Origin of the sequence: Acinetobacter sp. SM1B, assembly GCF_003289665.1 — a bacterium.
Taxonomy (GTDB): domain Bacteria; phylum Pseudomonadota; class Gammaproteobacteria; order Pseudomonadales; family Moraxellaceae; genus Acinetobacter; species Acinetobacter schindleri.
Genome location: NZ_QMBM01000001.1, coordinates 1,522,469 through 1,539,806 on the forward strand (window position 1 = coordinate 1,522,469; position 17,338 = coordinate 1,539,806).

A 17,338-nucleotide genomic window follows, 5' to 3' on the forward strand; every position below is an offset into this window, starting at 1 on the left:
AGAAAAAGCCTGATAGGACAAGGGTCCTATGAAATTTGTCGTGTACAGAGAGTAATCAGATAATTTTCACCATTTTTAGCAATTACCAGGATATTTTCAAGTTTTGGATTTTCCAGAGTATTCTTCCAGTTGCCCTGATAATCTGGAGCTGGCGCTTCAGTGGTGTTACAAGCAGTTAACAGCAATAATAAGGAGATTCCTGAAAAATATTTAAGATATTTCAAAACTAAAACCTTGAATGTTACGACGCCGCCATTATAAAAATAACTTTCCTAAAGTTTAGCAAGTTGTTGTAGGCAAAGCGTTTCAGCCGTACCAAGTCTGTTTTGCATGAGTGTTTTTTTGAAAAGAATTCTTCACATTTTATCCATAAAATATGATGTATTACTTAATTATTCTAATTAATTAAATATTTTAAAATACTTCAATTTGATAAGGTATTAGTATTTTTTAAGCTTATTGGAACTAATATTACTAGATCCAAGACAATCTACAACCAAGTTGATATGTATAAGAAGCTCAGATAAAAAAATCCTCAATAACCCATCCAAAGTTATTGAGGAGTACCAAACTGGTTAAGAAACATCAATATGATGCTGTTAAAGAAAAGTGATTAAAAGAACTTGGCTTTTACAGCATTCAATATAAATTTTGCGCTTTGCACTTTTTCTGCAATTTGTGCATGCCATTCGTTTGGTACAGAGCATTTTGCAACGCGAACCCAAACGGTCGAAAACTGCTTCATAAAACTGGCTTCGTTATAGTGGATACCATATTCAGCACATAATGCTTTGATTTTTGGTGCCACTTCTGAATAACGGTTCGCTGGCATGTCCGGGAATAAATGGTGCTCAATCTGATGGCTCAAGTTACCACTTAGAATATGCAGCCATTCGGTACCACTGAAATTACTCGAGCCACGGATCTGACGCAGATACCATTCCGCACGGGATTCATTTTCCGTATTGTCCATTTCAAAAGTTTCAGCATCTTCCGTGAAATGACCGTTAAAGATCACAGCGGAAGCCCACAGACTACGAATCACATTGGCCACTGCATTGCCAGTAAATACTGGAATGGCATTTGGACCGGCAATAATCGGGAAGAATACATAATCTTTCAGTACCTGACGGCGCATCTTTTTACGTAGTGGCGCTGCTTCATCCCAAACCTGTTTCCAGGTTTTGGTTTTATAGGCAATTACATCTTCTAGATGCAGGCGCTGTAGACCCACGTACCATTCGAAGAACACCATCAACTGAATTGTTAGTGGAATATTAAATAGAAAACGGGGTTCCCATTTTTGCGATTCACTCACACGAATCAGGCCATAACCCACATCGTGGTCCATGCCGACAATATTGGTATAAGTATGATGAATATAGTTATGGGTATATTTCCAGTCATCACCGGTGGCAATGGTATCCCAGTCATAAGTCGAACCATTCAGACTTGGATCATTCATCCAGTCAAACTGGCCATGCATCACGTTATGACCAAGTTCCATATTTTCTACGATTTTGGAAATACCCAATAAGCCTGTACCGAGTAGCCAGACTGGTGGCAACCAACCGGCCACCATCAGCATGCCCCGGGAAGCAATTTCGCTATAGCGGACAAAATTACGGATTTTATAGATGTATTCAGCATCTTTTTCACCTAAATCATCCATCACCTCACGGCGGATCGCATCCACCTTGGCACCAAATTCCTGAATCTGTTCAGGGCTTAAAAATTGGCTCTTATTGTGCCGCTTAAAATCAATTTGCATATTCATGGGAGTACCTTCTTATTTTTCTAGGGATTAAAGATTAATCACCACAGGACTAACGGCTTGGGAGATACACAATTTGATCGGGGTATTGCTCTCGTGATCGATTTTACCAGTCAAAATATTTTTTACTGAGCCACTGACTTTGGTGCAGGAACAGGTATTACAAATTCCCATTCGGCAACCATGTGCAGGACGCAAACCTGCTTGTTCAGCACTTTCCAGAATGGTAGAACTGGCCTGAAACTCCTGATGCGATCGCTGGAATTGCACAGGTTGTGCTTTAACTTTTTCATCCACCACGATCTGGAAGTATTCAGAATGGAAACTGGATTTCACGGAAAGCTTTTCAGTAATACGGTGTGCTGTTTTCATCATGGCCGCTGAACCACAGGCATAAATTTCACGTTGTTCAAAATCAGGCACCAGCTTGTTGAGTAACTGTAGGCTGAGATGCTGCTTATGCTCCACAGTATTAAAATGATGATATTTCAGATGTGGATGCATCAGTGCCAAGGTTTTGATTTCAGCATGAAACGCATCATCACGGGTGAAGTAGATCAGATCAATCGGATGCTGAAACTGCACTACGGCTTTTTGCAGTAAGGAGTAAATTGCAGTGATGCCGCTGCCTGAGGCCAGCATTAAAATGGGTTTAGGGGAATTCAGCAGTGTGAATTCGCCCTGTGGCTGTGAAAGCTCTACCACAGCACCCAGCTGTGAGGAGCTCAAGGCACGGGATACTTTACCCTGCTGTTTAACAGCGATAATTACATCACCATTTTTTAGCATTGTAACGGCAGAATAATGACGCTGATGCAAAATACCATCCAGTCTTAAAGTCACAGCTACATTCTGTCCTGGCTGAAATTTTTTAGCCTGAAAGTTGAAATTTGGACGTAGCTGGATCTTATAAAAATCATTGCCAATAAGCTGGATGCTGATCACTTCTGCCTTCACTTTTTTCAATGCCAAAGTTGGATGAACTTTTTCAGCAATGAAATCAATAAAGTCTTCTCGGATCCAGTGAGGCTTGTAGCTTTGCATACTTGTCATTTTTATTACCTCATACAGAAACAGAATTAATGTACATCTGTCTATTTATTATGCATTCAGAATATAGGCTTTTATGATTCGTTCCATGTCAATTCGGGTCAAATCATGTTTCTGTCAGTAGAATTCCTGTTTTTTGTCGGACAAAATGATGTGCTTTTGATTAAGGTTGGTTTTCGGCATGTAAATCCGAAAGGCATTTCATGCCAGTTTGCCTATCTGGATCGACTATTTTTCTATGAACTTTATGGCTATAAATATGCAAAAGGCTGACCACATTTCTGTAGTCAGCCTTGTTATTTTGGCAGAGTTTATAGGTATTATTCTACAGCTGGGCTGAGCTCTGTCTGCTGATCCAGCAATACTGTTCCGAACTTTTCACGCAAGTCTTTTTTCAGCATCTTGCCAGTACCACTCAGTGGAATTGCATCGACAAAAATTACTTTGTCTGGCACCTGCCATTTTGCTACTTTGTCAGCAAAATAGTCCAGCAGTTCTGGCTCGGTGAGCTGACTGTCAGGTTTTTTAATCGCAATCAGGATTGGACGCTCATCCCATTTCGGATGCTGTGCAGCAATGACAGCTGCCATGGCTATTTGTGGATGACCCATGGCCAGATTTTCCAGTTCCACCGAGGAGATCCATTCTCCGCCCGATTTGATCAGATCCTTGGCACGGTCGCTGATTTTCATGAAGCCATCTTCATTCAAGGTGGCAATATCCCCCGTATCAAACCAACCATCAGCAGTTAAAGAAGATTCTTCCTTGCCAAAATAGTTATTGATGATCCAGTGACCACGAATCTGTAGATTGCCTGTGGTTTCACCATCGCGAGTAATTTCATTCGATCCATTTTCTTCATCAGTCAAACGCAAGTCGACGCCAAATGGTGGACGACCTTGAGAAAGGCGAATTTGTAAACGCTCTTCTTCACTCAAATCCAGATGCTTGGCTTTAATCTGATTGGCTGCACCAAGTGGACTGGTTTCCGTCATACCCCAGGCATGGATGGTTTCACAATCAAACTGTTCTTTAAATACTTTTAGCATTGAAGGCGGACATGCCGAACCGCCGACGACATTGCGTTTTAAGCTTTCTAACCTGGAACCCGACTGTTGTGCTGCTGCAATCAAGCCTTGCCAGATCGTTGGTACACCTAGAGCAACTGATACTTTATAGCTGTCAATTAAATTGACCAGACTAGCGCCATCCAGCCCTGGGCCTGGCAATATCAAAGTACAGCCGACCATCGCTGCTGCATACGGTGTCCCCCAGGCATTGACATGGAACATCGGTACTACAGGCAGCATGATATCTCGTGCGGATACATTCAGTGAATCCGGCAAACTGATCGCAAAACTATGTAATGTCGTTGAACGGTGACTATATAAAACCCCTTTTGGATGACCTGTAGTTCCAGAGGTATAACACAGTGAGCTTGCTGCATTTTCATTAAGTACAGGCCAATCAAAATCATTAGATTGATCGGCAATCAGCTCATCATAGAATTTCACATCTGGAAGAACTTCAAGGATAGCCTCATCTTTTGCATCCAGACAGATAAAGTGCTCTACCTTGCTTAGCATCGGTTTGACGGCTTTAATTAAGGGTACAAAGGTTTTATCAAACAGGATTACACGGTCTGATGCATCATTAATAATAAATACCAACTGTTCCGGGAATAAACGTGGATTAATCGTGTGGCAAACAAATCCACTTCCAGAAATGGCATACCAGGATTCCAGATGACGATGGTTATTCCATGCAATGGTCGCGACACGGTCGCCATGTTGCAGTCCCAGCTGATTCAGCACATTGGCGAAACGTTTGGCATTGCTACGAATTTCGCCCCAGGTCGTATGAGTCATGCTGAGATCAGTATTTTTTGAAATTACCGCAGTATCGGCATGATAGCGTCCTGCATGTTCAATCATGCTGCTGATCAGTAAGGGCTGAAACATCATATTTCCAAGCATGTTGTGCTCCTTTATCCTTGTTATACGTCCATATTATTGTCGAGATTTTTAAATATTTTTATTTAAGCATGATGCGCAGATTAGCAGACACTGCAAAATAAACGCATCACTTGCTTGAATCTAGCAAGGAAAAATATGAAAGCAAGTAGCAAAATGTGACAAAAACTACGGCGTCTATGAAAATATCAAAAACTATCATTTTTTATAATGGAATAATCATATGAATAAAAATCCCGGCCATTAAACCGGGATTTTTTATTATTTGAGTCCTGAGAAGAACAGGTTATCAGCGTTGACCACTAAAGCCACCCCCAGACAAAACAACCCTGCATAAATAGCGAACCAAATAATCATCTTTTTGAAAGCTTCATCAGAAATACTGCTGTCTGCATATTTCGGTGCTTTTTTCTGTTCGTCTGGAGTCATATGCTCACCTGTCGCTGGATTTAGGGACTATGCTTATTTTCAGCCCGATTGCAAAAAATGAGTAGATACAAATACTGCCTAAAAAAATATAACAGATAAATCATAACTGCCCTAACTGTTATATTTAACCTGACTAAATATGCTATATATGCAGATAAAATTCCATTTTTTATTTTTCTTAATGTATGTATAAATTTGAAAAACTCGCACTCAGTATTCGCCATATGATTGAAGATGGCATCTGGAAAGCCCATAACAAACTCCCTTCATTGCGTGAGCAGTCCGAACTTTCCGGTTATAGCCTGATGACAGTGTTAAATGCCTATCAGGAACTCGAGGCACAAGGCTGGCTGTATGCCAAAGATAAATCCGGGTATTACATTGCAGAACGTGCTGGTCTTGCAATAACTTCCATTAAAGAAACATTAGCAGCTCACGAGAAAATACAGATCAATTCGGTGGTATTTAACTATCTCAAAGATACCCAAGCAGCAGATATGATCCCGTTGGGATCGGCATTCCCCAATCCGGAACTCCTATTTAATAGCAAATTTATGCAGTTATTATCCCAGCATTCCAAACGTAAAAACAGCTATCTGAATCATCCAAATATGCCACCGGGTAATCTGGAGCTGCGCCAGATCATTGCCGGACGTTATCAACTACAAGGTATATCATGCCATTCAGATGACATTGTCATTACATCTGGTGCGCTGGATGCTCTAAATTTGTCTTTACAGGCACTCACCCAACCGGGTGATTATATTCTTTTGCAGGAAACCGTATTTTATGGGGCCTGGCAGGCTGCTGAAAGACTGGGACTAAATGTCATTACTCTTCCTGATGATCTTGAACGTGGTTTTGATCTGAAAGCTTTTGAAAAAGTCCTGAAACAATATCCGATCAAAGTCTGCTGGCTGATGTTGAACGCACAGAACCCGATTGGTTATACAGTTTCTGCAGGAATCAAAGAAAATATTGCACAGTGCTTAGCTCAGTATCAGGTGCATCTGATTGAAGATGACGTTTATCAGGAACTGAACTTTGGCAAGGAAAAACCAGTGCCAGTGAAATATTTTGACCAGGAAAATATGGTGCTGCACTGTGGTTCATTTTCTAAAACACTAGGCATGGGTGCTCGGGTCGGCTGGGTCTTTACAGGCCCATATTCCAATGCGATTCAACATCTACAGTTGATGAGTACCCTGAGTGTGAGTCCGCTTTTACAGAATACATTGGTAGATTTTGTTGCGCATCATCATTATGAAAAGCATTTGCGTAGTTTGCGCCGTCATTTAAATCAGAACAAAAAACGTTTTTATCAGGAACTCAAAGCCAGATTACCTGAAGACTGTAAGATTCACTATTATCCAACGGGCTATTTTTTGTGGGTAGAGCTGCCTGAAGATATGGATTCGCAGCAGCTCTATACAGATTTGCTTGAGCAGAAGATTTCCATTGCACCCAGTCTGCTGTTCAGGCCTAAACATGCAGCACAGAACTTTATTCGATTAAATTGTTCTTTTGAATGGACAGATGAACTTGCTCGAGCTATAGAACAGATCATCGATCAAATTGAACACAATAAAAAAGCGTAAACTGGGTTCACGCTTTTCAAAATATAATCTGAGACGTATTAAAAGCTATAGATCGCAACGGCGTTAATCCGGTTATCTTCACCCTTAGTGCTACCATTCGTGGCTGCACCTAATGCTTCACGTTCACCATAGACATATTCCAGGCCAAAACTTAAAGGTTTGGTCGGACTATAGAACACGTTTGCCCAGGCTTGCCAAAGATCCTTGTTAATTGCTGTTGGATTCGCGGTAGCAGTAACATATCCATTATCTTGCTCGAAATTCATATAACCATAGCCCAAGGTACCATGTAACTTGTCATTAAACTGCTGAGTTAAACCGACAGTAATCGAGTCGAACTCACTTTGTAAAAGATCCCCATTCGTCGCTCTAACTACACCAGGATTAGCATAAGACACAAAGCTGCTATCACCTTTAACATGGTAGTAATCGGCTTTTAAAGTAGTACCCGGTACAACTTCATATTTTGCACCCAGACCTACACCCCATGCCATTTTTTCATCTTCATTGACACGCTTTTCATTCCCCATGGCACGGGCACTGACGGAAAGATTATCTGCAAATTTATGGTTTAGGCGCGCGGTTAAGGCAGGCAAACGCTGTTTGATTCCAGTAATAGTGCCATCTTTTGGATCTTCTACTGCAAGGACCAGATTGGTAGCAGGACTAAAGGTACTGGTATGACGAACCTGAGGCGTACGCTTTACTGCACCACCTGCATAAGCCAAAGCATCTACAGTTTCTGGCATATAATCCGGTATAGCAAAGTTTGACCAGGTCTGACCAATCAGCCAGTTGGCATAACTCATATAAGCATGACGGATACGTAAATTATCCAGACCTGCGCCACCCAGGAAATCTACTTCAACTTTAGCACTCAGGGTTTTGTCCCCAGCACCTACAGGAGCTTTAAAGTCCATCCCTAGACGGGTTGCAGAAAGTGTCGATTTAAACTCATCACTGCGCTCGCCTACACCTTCAAGTGGAACAGCATTAATCTGGTTATACATACGTGTAGCTGCACCGCCTTCAGCCTGATAAGAGGCATCGGCACGGACATTTCCGTAAAGATTGAATTCAGCACCACTAGCAAGTTTCATGACCGGTTTGGCTGCTGGTGCTATAGCTGCCGGTGTTGTTGCCTGTGCTGTATATGTAACTTGTCGAGACTGCTGCTGTTCAATCATGGCACGCAAGGCTTTGACTTCCTGACGTAACTGCTCGATTTCATCCTGACTGGATTGAGCTGTGCTTTGCGCTATAGCTGACAGGCTGATACCGCCTATACTTATTGCCATCATGCTCATCAAAACTTTACGTTTGAAGGTTGAATTATTGATTGATTGTTGATTAGTGAATTGCGACATGTTCATCCTAAACTCGCTTTTTTATTGTGCAATTTAATTCCAGTAACCGGTCACCACCACTTATGATGGTGACCTATTCCATTGAAATATTTACTTTATTAACTGATATTTTCTTTATTAATTCGCTTCTTTGGCAAGTATGGCTTCGCTCGATTCAGAGGTTTCAAGGACCTCACCATCTACAGAAGCTCTCAGGTTCACCAGAAAAATGGCCAGCGCTGCAATCACGCCCGGAATCGCGATGGCAAAGAAGTTCATTTGGTGTGGTAGTTCCATTGTCAGCAATGCACCTGTCAAAACGGGTCCAACGATGGCACCAATACGACCAATTCCCGATGCCCAACCCATTCCGGTAGAACGCACAGTAGATGGGTAATATTGTGCAACAAAAGTATATAACAAGATCTGTGAACCGATCGTTGCAGCACCAGCGATTGCAATCAGGGTATAAAGTACAAACTGCGGGCTGTTAAAACCAAGCAGAATTAAGGCAGATGCACCACACAGGAACATAATGGTCAGCACTTTTTTGATATGGAATTTATCAGCCAGATAACCCCCACCAATTGCGCCAATCATGCCGCCAATATTCAAGGCGAATAGGAATATCATACTGGCACCCAATGAGTAACCCGCCTGAATCATCAGCTTTGGTAACCAGCTTCCCAATGCATACACCATCAACAGACACATAAAGAAAGCAATCCAGAACATGAAGGTACTGAATGTACGACCTTGCTGGAACAGTGCGCGTAATGGAGCTTCATCACCGGCCATCACTTCATTCAGCACAAACTGGGTATTTGGCGCAATATTCTGTTCTGGAGCAATTTTCTGTACAAAGGTGCGGACCTGTTCTGTTTCACCTTTTTTGGTGAGGAACATCAGGGATTCTGGTAAGAATTTCCACAGCAGCGGTAACAGCAATAATGGTGTACCTGCTAAATAGAACATGATTTTCCAGCCATAATCTGCCACCAGCCATGCACCTAACAAGGCAGAGGTCATCCCGCCAATGGCATAGCCACTGAACATCACGGCAACCAGAGTACTCCGAATCCGTTTTGGCGCGTATTCGGTCATCAGTGCCACCACGTTTGGCATCACGCCGCCAATGCCTAAACCGGCAAGGAAACGTAAAATACCAAATTCAATCGGGTTACTGGCAAAAGCGCCCAGGAAGGTAAAGCCACTGAAAATGGCCACACAGATCATAATGGTCTTTTTCCGGCCCAGTTTATCGGAGAGCGTTCCGAAACTCATGGCACCGAACATCATCCCGAACAGCGCGGTACTGGCCAATAGCCCTGCCTCTACCGCACCAAGTGACCACTCCTGCATCAATAGTGGTAAAGCCACCCCGTAAATAACCAGGTCATAGCCGTCGAAGATAATAATTAATAAACACCATAAAAGTACGCCCCAGTGAAAAGGCGTGAACTTTGCTTCATCAATCAGCGTATTTATATTCACTTTATTTGTAGACATCTCCACCTCCTAATTGTGAAGTTCAATTTATGAGATTCACAATGCAGAAGATGTGCATAAATGTCCAAAACTGAATAGGCATGCTTCTATACCTATAAAGTCTGCCTTAAAGAAAAGGCTTTATTTACTATGCCTTAATGATATTCATCCAAAAAATAAAACCTTCATTCAATATTAAAATATGGATTCGCTTTATTTCCTATAAGATCCAGACAGGTATTGATCTGAATTAAAATACAGCACGATCATATTTAATCGCTTCAAGATCATAGACCTGATAGACCGCATCAAACAGATATCGAATATATTCACTTTCATCCATATTACGAATAGCCATAAAAACCGGACTGACCGCAAATTCATCTAATAAAGGGATAAAGTTTAAATGTGCCAGACGAATATTCTGGGCACTTTCCGGCACGATACAAACACCCTCTCCAGCAGCCACAAAACCCAGCGCCAGTTGCAATTCACTGACCGCACGAATATTTTTCGGTTCCAGTCCATACTCGGAAAATATACCGCGCACCTGGGTAGAGAAATTCGTTTTACCATTATTCGGATATAAAAAGAGTGGCTGATCCACCAGTTCAACCAGATTCACGCCATCTCGTTGAGAAAGAAAATGGCTGGAATGTGCCGCGACCATCAGCCGTTCTTCACGCAGCAACACCCGTTTCACTGCCGGATCTGAAATCCTTAAACGTCCAAAACCGACATCAATCCGCCCTTCTTTAAGTGCCTGAATCTGCTCTGAAGTATTCATTTCTACCATCTCAATTTTGAGCTGGGGATGTTGCTGCTTAAATAGAAACACAATACGCGACAGTAAACCGAATAATAAAGAGCCGACAAAACCAATGCTAATAGTGCGATCCGCGATACCAATCCGCTTGGTCATCGATTTGATTTCTTCCGCATTAGACAAAAGTTTAACCGCATGCTGGTAGAAGAATTGACCTGCTTCTGTGGTCTTAAGCGGTCGGCTACCTCTTTCAAAGAGCTGAATATCTAGTTCCTGTTCCAGATTTTGGATCTGACGGCTTAAAGGTGGTTGCGCAATAAACAGTTTTTCTGCCGCCTTGGTAAAACTTTGTTCTTCAACGACTGCGACGAAGTAACGCAAATGCCTGAGTTCCATATTACTGCATACCTTTAAAGTATAAAAAAATGCTAAATCGATCTTAGACCAATCAAAATTATTCTTTTAAGGTATATCAAGTCAAAACATTAAAGCAAGAATGTGAAGCGTAATTATGTATAAGTCAGTTGAAACATTGCTGGTTCAAATACCGACGATCCGTCCTCACAAGATGGCGGTGGCGACGATGCAAACCCAGACCCTGGTATTGGTCAAAATCACCACTGAAGATGGTTACATCGGTTGGGGTGAAGCAACAACGATCGGTGGCTTAGGTTATGGTGATGAAAGCCCTGAAAGTGTCAAAGTAAATATTGATACTTATTTTGTACCGCTTTTAAAAACATTATCAGGCTTAAATGTTGCACAGACATTACAAGCAATCAAAAAAAATATTAATGGCAACCGTTTTGCGAAATGTGCCATTCAAACTGCCCTGCTGGATATTCAGGCGCAGCGTTTAGGTTTACCACTTTCTGAACTGCTAGGCGGTCGTTTACGTGATGGCGTACCGGTCCTCTGGGTACTGGCTTCTGGCGATACTGAAAAAGACATTGCTGAAGCACAAAAGATGCTGGCTGCAAAACGCCATAACTTCTTCAAGCTAAAAATCGGTTCACGTCCAGTAGAAGCAGATGTTGAACATGTTCTGGCAATTAAAAAAGCATTAGGCAACGACGTTTCGATCCGTGTGGATGTAAACCGTGCCTGGTCAGAGCTGGAAGCGATAAAAGGCATTCAGTTATTGCAAGATGGTGGTGTTGATCTGATTGAACAGCCATGTGCCATTGACAATATTGATGCCATGCAACGTCTGACCCGTCGCTTTGATATTGCCATTATGGCCGATGAATCACTGATGGGGCCAAGCACTGCCTATAAGCTGGCTCGTACTAATGCAGCTTCGGTATTTGCAATTAAAGTGGCGCAATCAGGTGGTTTGCTGGAAGGCCGTGATGTCGCGACAGTGGCTAACCTTGCAGGGATTGACCTGTATGGTGGCACCATGCTGGAAGGTTCAGTAGGAACAATTGCATCCGCTCACCTGTTCTCGACCTTTGAGAATCTGGCATATGGTACTGAACTATTCGGCCCGCTACTGCTGACTGAAGAAATTCTGAAAACACCACTGCAATACCAGAATTTTGAGCTGCATCTGCCGCAAGGTGCCGGTCTGGGTATTCAGCTGGATGAAGACAAGATCGACAATTTACGCCGTAAATAAGCAATTAGATTGAGGAGTGAGACATGCTGTTTCATGTACGTATGGATGTAAATATCCCGCTGGATATGCCTGCCGAGAAGGCCAACGAAATCAAGGCTGTTGAAAAAGCCTATTCACAGGATTTACAGCGCCAAGGTAAATGGCGCCATATCTGGCGAATCACAGGCCAGTATTCAAACATCAGTATTTTTGATGTGGAAAGTAACGAAGAGCTGCACAACATTTTGCAGGGCTTACCACTGTATCCATATATGGATATCGAAATCATGGCACTAAACCGCCACCCTTCTTCAATCCGGGAAGATGACACCTGATCACAATGACCGAGACCTGGAATATGCCAGGTCGGTCAAATCTGAACACATCCGATGAGAGTATTCAGAGGGTAATTAACAAAGGACTGTGGCAGCCAAGTTTCAGCCATAAGGATTGAAACAACAGCCACCAATAAACAGACATACTTAAGGAGCAATAGTATGAACCGTCAACAAATTGATGCATTAGTTAAACAAATGAACGTGGATACAGCCACAGGTCCTGTAGACGAGCGTGTCCAGCAAATCGTTGTGCGCCTGCTAGGTGACCTTTTCCAGGCGATCGAAGATCTTGATATTTCTCAGTCAGAACTGTGGAAAGGTCTGGAATACTTTACCGATGCCGGTCAAGCCAATGAATTGGGCCTACTGGCTGCAGGCTTGGGTCTGGAACACTACTTAGACTTACGTGCTGATGAAGCAGATGCTAAAGCAGGTATTACGGGCGGTACGCCACGTACGATTGAAGGTCCGTTATATGTGGCGGGTGCTCCTGAATCTGTCGGCTTTGCCCGTATGGATGATGGCTCTGAAGAAGGCAAAATTCCGACTCTAATCATCGAAGGTACTGTAACTGATACCGAAGGCAATATTATTGAAGGCGCTAAAGTTGAAGTTTGGCATGCCAACAGCCTGGGCAACTATTCGTTCTTTGATAAGTCGCAATCGGACTTTAACCTGCGCCGTTCTATCTTTACCGATCAGGACGGTAAATATGTGGCGTTGACCACCATGCCGGTCGGTTATGGCTGCCCACCTGAAGGTACCACCCAGTTCGTACTGGACAAATTAGGTCGTCACGGTAACCGCCCATCTCATGTGCATTATTTCGTATCTGCACCGGGTTACCGCAAGTTAACCACCCAGTTCAACATCGAAGGCGATCAATACCTGTGGGATGACTTTGCATTCGCCACACGTGATGGTCTGGTCGCCACTGCTGATGATGTGACCGATGAAGCTGAAATCGCACGCCGCGGTTTAAATGGTCCATTCAAACATATCCAGTTCAATATTGAACTGGTGAAAGACCAAGCTGCAGCGCCAAGCACTGAAGTAGAACGCCGCCGCGCAAGCGCTTAATCATACAGGGAACCGAAATGTCTACTACCAGACATTTCGGTGACTTACCCAAATTTGGAAAGTCGGAGAACGGACATGCCTCGTATTCCAGTAATTAACACCAGCCATTTAGATCGTATTGACGAATTACTTGTTGAAAACTATGAAACCGGTGAATTCAAGCTACATCGTTCAGTATTTACAGACCAGGCCATTTTTGACCTTGAAATGAAATATATTTTCGAGGGAAACTGGGTGTACTTGGCACATGAAAGCCAAATTCCAAATAACAACGATTATTACACCACTCACATGGGCCGCCAGCCGATCATCATTGCACGTAACCGTAACGGTGAACTGAATGCCATGATCAATGCCTGTTCACACCGTGGTGCACAGCTTTGCCGTTACAAGCGCGGTAACAAAGCGACTTATACCTGCCCTTTCCACGGCTGGACATTTAACAACTCAGGCAAACTTTTAAAAGTAAAAGATCCGGCAGATGCAGGTTATTCAGATTGCTTTAACCAGGACGGTTCTCATGACCTGAAAAAAGTAGCCCGTTTTGAAAATTACAAAGGCTTCTTGTTTGGTAGCCTGAATCCGGATGTTCCTTCCCTGGAAGAATATCTTGGCGAAGCCACCAAAATTATTGACATGATCGTGGGTCAGTCTGACCAGGGTCTGGAAGTATTACGCGGTTCATCGACTTATACCTATGAAGGTAACTGGAAGCTGACTGCAGAAAACGGTGCCGATGGTTACCACGTGTCTGCAGTACACTGGAACTATGCTGCAACTACTCAACAACGTAAAGAAAAGCAAGGTGGCGACAACATTCGTGCCATGAGCGCGGGTGCCTGGGGTAAACAAGGCGGCGGTTCTTACGGCTTTGAACACGGTCATATGCTGCTTTGGACGCAATGGGCTAACCCGGAAGACCGTCCTAACTTTGCCAAGAAAGATGAATACACTGCGCAATATGGCGAAGCTATGGCGAAGTGGATGATCGAGCGTTCTCGTAACCTGTGTATCTATCCAAACGTCTACTTCATGGATCAATTCGGCTCACAAATTCGTGTCCTGCGTCCACTGTCTCCAACCAAAACTGAAGTGACCATTTACTGTATCGGTCCTGTCGGTGAAGAGCCTGAAGCACGCACCCGCCGTATCCGTCAGTATGAAGACTTCTTCAACGCTTCAGGTATGGCAACTCCAGATGACTTGGAAGAGTTCCGTGCATGTCAAGCGGGTTATGCCGGTATTGCCCTGGAATGGAACGACATGAGCCGTGGTGCCAAACACTGGATACAAGGTCCGGATGATGCGGCTAACGAAATTGGTTTAAAACCAAAACTTTCAGGTATTAAAACTGAAGATGAAGGTTTATACCTGGCTCAGCACCAGTACTGGCTAGAACTGATCAAAAAAGGCATCGCGACTGAAAAAGAAATTGCAGCATCTACTGAAGGAGAAAACGCATGAGCGACATCACTTTAGAAAATATTGCGCAGTTCCTGTATCAGGAAGCCCGCTTTTTAGATGATGAACAATGGGATGACTGGTTAACTTGTTATGCCCCTACTGCGTCTTTCTGGATGCCAGCCTGGGATGACGACGACAAACTGACTACAGATCCACAGTCTGAAATCTCGTTGATTTACTATCCAGACCGTCAAGGTTTGGAAGACCGTGTGTTCCGTATCAAGACTGAACGTTCATCTGCAACCATGCCGGATACCCGTACCAGCCATAACATCAGCAATATTGAACTTGTTGAACGTGATGGCGACAAGGTCACTGTACGTTTTAACTGGAATACCTTGAGTTTCCGTTACAAAAACAGCTACAGCTACTTCGGTATGTCACGTTATGAAATCGATTTTTCAGGCGATAAACCACAAATTTTAAGCAAATACGTGGTACTGAAAAATGATTACATCAATCAGGTTATCGACATCTATCACCTTTAAGACTGTTTTTATTACAGCCAGGTAAAACCTTTCAGCCAGATGGAAAATTGGCTGAAAGGTCCAGTTACAAAGATTTATATAGGATATTCAGCCATGTCAAACCACAATGTTGCACTTCAATTTGAAGATGGCGTTACACGTTTTATTTCTGTTGCCCAAGGCGAGACCCTGTCTGATGCAGCTTACCGTCAAAAGATCAATATTCCTTTGGACTGCCGTGATGGTGCTTGTGGAACGTGTCGTGCGTTTTGTGAATCAGGTTCATTTGACATGCCTGAAGAAACTTATATTGAAGATGCATTAACCCCAGAAGAAGCAGCTGAAGGCTATATTCTTGCTTGCCAATGCAAACCAACGTCAGATGCGGTGTTCCAGATTCAGGCATCTTCTGAAGTCTGCAAAACAGAAATTCATGCATTCCAGGGAACTTTGGCTCGCGTTGAAAACCTGTCTGACTCGACCATTACCTTTGATATTCAGTTAGATGAAGGTCAACCAGACATTCACTTCCTTCCTGGTCAATATGTGAACGTGGGTATTCCAGGTACAACTGAAACCCGTTCTTATTCATTCAGCTCTAAACCAGGCAACCGTTTAACCGGCTTTGTGGTACGTAACGTACCGAACGGTAAAATGAGTGAGTTCTTGAGTGTCAATGCCAAAGCTGGTGATAAAATGACTTTCACCGGTCCATTTGGTAGCTTCTACCTGCGCCCTGTGACCCGTCCTGTCTTGATGCTGGCGGGTGGTACAGGTATTGCACCATTCATGTCGATGCTGCAAGTGCTGGAAGAAAAAGGTTCAGAACATCCAGTGCGTTTAGTATTTGGTGTGACCAATGATTTCGACTTGGTTGCCATTGAAAAACTGAACGAACTGCAAGAAAAATTCCCGTGGTTCGAATACCGTACAGTGGTTGCTAACCCGGAATCGGCACATGAGCGTAAAGGCTATGTGACCGGTCATATCGAAAACGAATGGCTAAATGGCGGTGATGTAGATGTCTACCTGTGTGGCCCTGTACCAATGGTTGAAGCGGTTCGCGGCTGGCTGGATGCTGAAGGCGTAAAACCTGCAAGCTTCCTGTTTGAAAAATTCTCTGCTAACTAATTAGAGGGAATTTGTTCAATGTCTAATCGTCAAAGATTTGAAAATAAAGTCGTGATCGTGACGGGTGCCGCGCAAGGCATCGGTCGCGGTGTCGCGCTGCAAGTGGCGAGCGAAGGTGCTCAAGTCGTCATGGCTGACCTTTCCCCTTATGTGGAAGAAGTTCTGGCTGAAATTGAAGCGACTGGCGGTGATGCGATTACCATCAAAGCCAATCTGGAAACGTTTGCGGGTGCTCAATCAGTCGTTGAAAAAGCGCTAGAAACCTATGGCCGTGTTGATGCGCTGATCAACAACGTCGGTGGCGCGATCTGGATGAAACCTTTCGAGGAGTTTTCTGAAGAAGAAATTATCAAGGAAGTGAACCGTTCATTGTTCCCGACCTTGTGGTGCTGCCGCGCAGTTCTTCCGGAAATGATTAAAAATCAGAAAGGTACCATTGTAAACGTATCTTCTATTGCGACACGCGGCATTAACCGTGTGCCATATTCAGCATCCAAAGGTGGTGTGAACGGCCTGACCGCTTCCCTTGCATTTGAACATGCCAAAGACGGCATCCGTGTCAATGCAATCGCCACGGGTGGCACTGAAGCACCACCACGTAAAGTACCGCGCAATGCCAATCCACTGACTGAATCTGAAAAAGAATGGATGCAGCAAGTGGTTGATCAGACCATTGACCGTACTTTTATGAGACGCTACGGTACGATTCAGGAGCAAGTGAATGCGATTGTATTCCTGGCTTCCGATGAATCATCTTATATGACAGGTACAGTGGTACCGGTCGGTGGTGGTGATCAGGGCTAATCCTGATCATCACGATTTTTAACAGGCTCA

The 17,338-nt window shown here is 43.5% G+C and carries 17 protein-coding genes; 9 read left to right on the forward strand and 8 right to left on the reverse strand.

Going from position 1 to position 17,338, the window contains the following annotated elements:
- Nucleotides 1-26: 26 nt before the first annotated feature.
- The 3 genes from C8322_RS07320 to C8322_RS07330 form a co-directional block, all read right to left on the reverse strand.
- On the reverse strand, nucleotides 27-185 hold the full coding sequence (locus tag C8322_RS07320; RefSeq protein ID WP_167456597.1) for a hypothetical protein: 159 nt from the start codon (nucleotides 183-185) through the stop codon (nucleotides 27-29).
- 428 nt (nucleotides 186-613) lie between these two features.
- Nucleotides 614-1,777 carry a fatty acid desaturase family protein gene (locus C8322_RS07325; protein WP_004809422.1) on the reverse strand — a complete coding sequence of 388 codons (1,164 nt, stop codon included), beginning with the start codon at nucleotides 1,775-1,777 and terminating at the stop codon, nucleotides 614-616.
- A 27-nt stretch (nucleotides 1,778-1,804) separates the two neighbouring features.
- Nucleotides 1,805-2,827, reverse strand: coding sequence for a flavin reductase family protein (locus tag C8322_RS07330; RefSeq protein WP_008307328.1), 1,023 nt, complete (start codon nucleotides 2,825-2,827; stop codon nucleotides 1,805-1,807).
- A 105-nt stretch (nucleotides 2,828-2,932) separates the two neighbouring features.
- Between C8322_RS07330 and C8322_RS14390 the strand changes: the two genes are divergently transcribed.
- Entirely contained in the window at nucleotides 2,933-3,097 is a 165-nt protein-coding gene (locus C8322_RS14390; RefSeq protein WP_004809424.1) for a hypothetical protein, read from the forward strand.
- Nucleotides 3,098-3,144: 47 nt separating this feature from the next.
- Here C8322_RS14390 and C8322_RS07335 read toward each other — a convergent pair whose 3' ends face one another.
- Nucleotides 3,145-4,800, reverse strand: coding sequence for a long-chain-fatty-acid--CoA ligase (locus tag C8322_RS07335; protein ID WP_004809425.1), 1,656 nt, complete (start codon nucleotides 4,798-4,800; stop codon nucleotides 3,145-3,147).
- 258 nt (nucleotides 4,801-5,058) lie between these two features.
- Nucleotides 5,059-5,226 (reverse strand): hypothetical protein, encoded by a 168-nt coding sequence (locus C8322_RS14395; RefSeq protein WP_004809426.1) that lies wholly within the window; start codon nucleotides 5,224-5,226, stop codon nucleotides 5,059-5,061.
- Nucleotides 5,227-5,411: 185 nt separating this feature from the next.
- Between C8322_RS14395 and C8322_RS07340 the strand changes: the two genes are divergently transcribed.
- On the forward strand, nucleotides 5,412-6,824 hold the full coding sequence (locus tag C8322_RS07340) for a PLP-dependent aminotransferase family protein (RefSeq protein WP_004809428.1): 1,413 nt from the start codon (nucleotides 5,412-5,414) through the stop codon (nucleotides 6,822-6,824).
- 38 nt (nucleotides 6,825-6,862) lie between these two features.
- On the opposite strand, the gene C8322_RS07345 is transcribed toward C8322_RS07340, so the two are convergent.
- The 3 genes from C8322_RS07345 to C8322_RS07355 form a co-directional block, all read right to left on the reverse strand.
- Nucleotides 6,863-8,197, reverse strand: a complete 1,335-nt coding sequence (locus C8322_RS07345) for a DcaP family trimeric outer membrane transporter (protein ID WP_171063196.1) — start codon at nucleotides 8,195-8,197, stop codon at nucleotides 6,863-6,865.
- Nucleotides 8,198-8,308: 111 nt separating this feature from the next.
- Nucleotides 8,309-9,679, reverse strand: a complete 1,371-nt coding sequence (locus tag C8322_RS07350) for an aromatic acid/H+ symport family MFS transporter (protein WP_004809432.1) — start codon at nucleotides 9,677-9,679, stop codon at nucleotides 8,309-8,311.
- Between the two features lie 229 nt (nucleotides 9,680-9,908).
- Nucleotides 9,909-10,820, reverse strand: coding sequence for a LysR family transcriptional regulator (locus C8322_RS07355; RefSeq protein ID WP_004809435.1), 912 nt, complete (start codon nucleotides 10,818-10,820; stop codon nucleotides 9,909-9,911).
- A gap of 115 nt (nucleotides 10,821-10,935) precedes the next feature.
- Between C8322_RS07355 and C8322_RS07360 the strand changes: the two genes are divergently transcribed.
- The 7 genes from C8322_RS07360 to benD all read left to right on the forward strand — a co-directional run bounded on the left by C8322_RS07360 (nucleotide 10,936) and on the right by benD (nucleotide 17,308).
- Nucleotides 10,936-12,045 (forward strand): muconate/chloromuconate family cycloisomerase, encoded by a 1,110-nt coding sequence (locus C8322_RS07360; RefSeq protein ID WP_004809438.1) that lies wholly within the window; start codon nucleotides 10,936-10,938, stop codon nucleotides 12,043-12,045.
- Nucleotides 12,046-12,068: 23 nt separating this feature from the next.
- Nucleotides 12,069-12,359: a muconolactone Delta-isomerase gene (gene catC / locus C8322_RS07365; protein ID WP_004809440.1), complete on the forward strand. Its 291-nt coding sequence runs from the start codon at nucleotides 12,069-12,071 to the stop codon at nucleotides 12,357-12,359.
- A 162-nt stretch (nucleotides 12,360-12,521) separates the two neighbouring features.
- Nucleotides 12,522-13,442, forward strand: coding sequence for a catechol 1,2-dioxygenase (gene catA / locus C8322_RS07370; RefSeq protein ID WP_004809441.1), 921 nt, complete (start codon nucleotides 12,522-12,524; stop codon nucleotides 13,440-13,442).
- Between the two features lie 75 nt (nucleotides 13,443-13,517).
- Nucleotides 13,518-14,906 (forward strand): benzoate 1,2-dioxygenase large subunit, encoded by a 1,389-nt coding sequence (gene benA / locus C8322_RS07375; RefSeq protein ID WP_004809444.1) that lies wholly within the window; start codon nucleotides 13,518-13,520, stop codon nucleotides 14,904-14,906.
- Nucleotides 14,903-15,394: a benzoate 1,2-dioxygenase small subunit gene (benB, locus tag C8322_RS07380; RefSeq protein WP_004809446.1), complete on the forward strand. Its 492-nt coding sequence runs from the start codon at nucleotides 14,903-14,905 to the stop codon at nucleotides 15,392-15,394. Before benA ends, benB begins: the two co-directional genes overlap by 4 nt.
- Nucleotides 15,395-15,487: 93 nt before the next feature.
- On the forward strand, nucleotides 15,488-16,504 hold the full coding sequence (benC, locus tag C8322_RS07385; protein ID WP_004809448.1) for a benzoate 1,2-dioxygenase electron transfer component BenC: 1,017 nt from the start codon (nucleotides 15,488-15,490) through the stop codon (nucleotides 16,502-16,504).
- A gap of 18 nt (nucleotides 16,505-16,522) precedes the next feature.
- Nucleotides 16,523-17,308 carry a benzoate diol dehydrogenase BenD gene (benD, locus tag C8322_RS07390; protein WP_004809450.1) on the forward strand — a complete coding sequence of 262 codons (786 nt, stop codon included), beginning with the start codon at nucleotides 16,523-16,525 and terminating at the stop codon, nucleotides 17,306-17,308.
- Nucleotides 17,309-17,338: the final 30 nt, after the last annotated feature.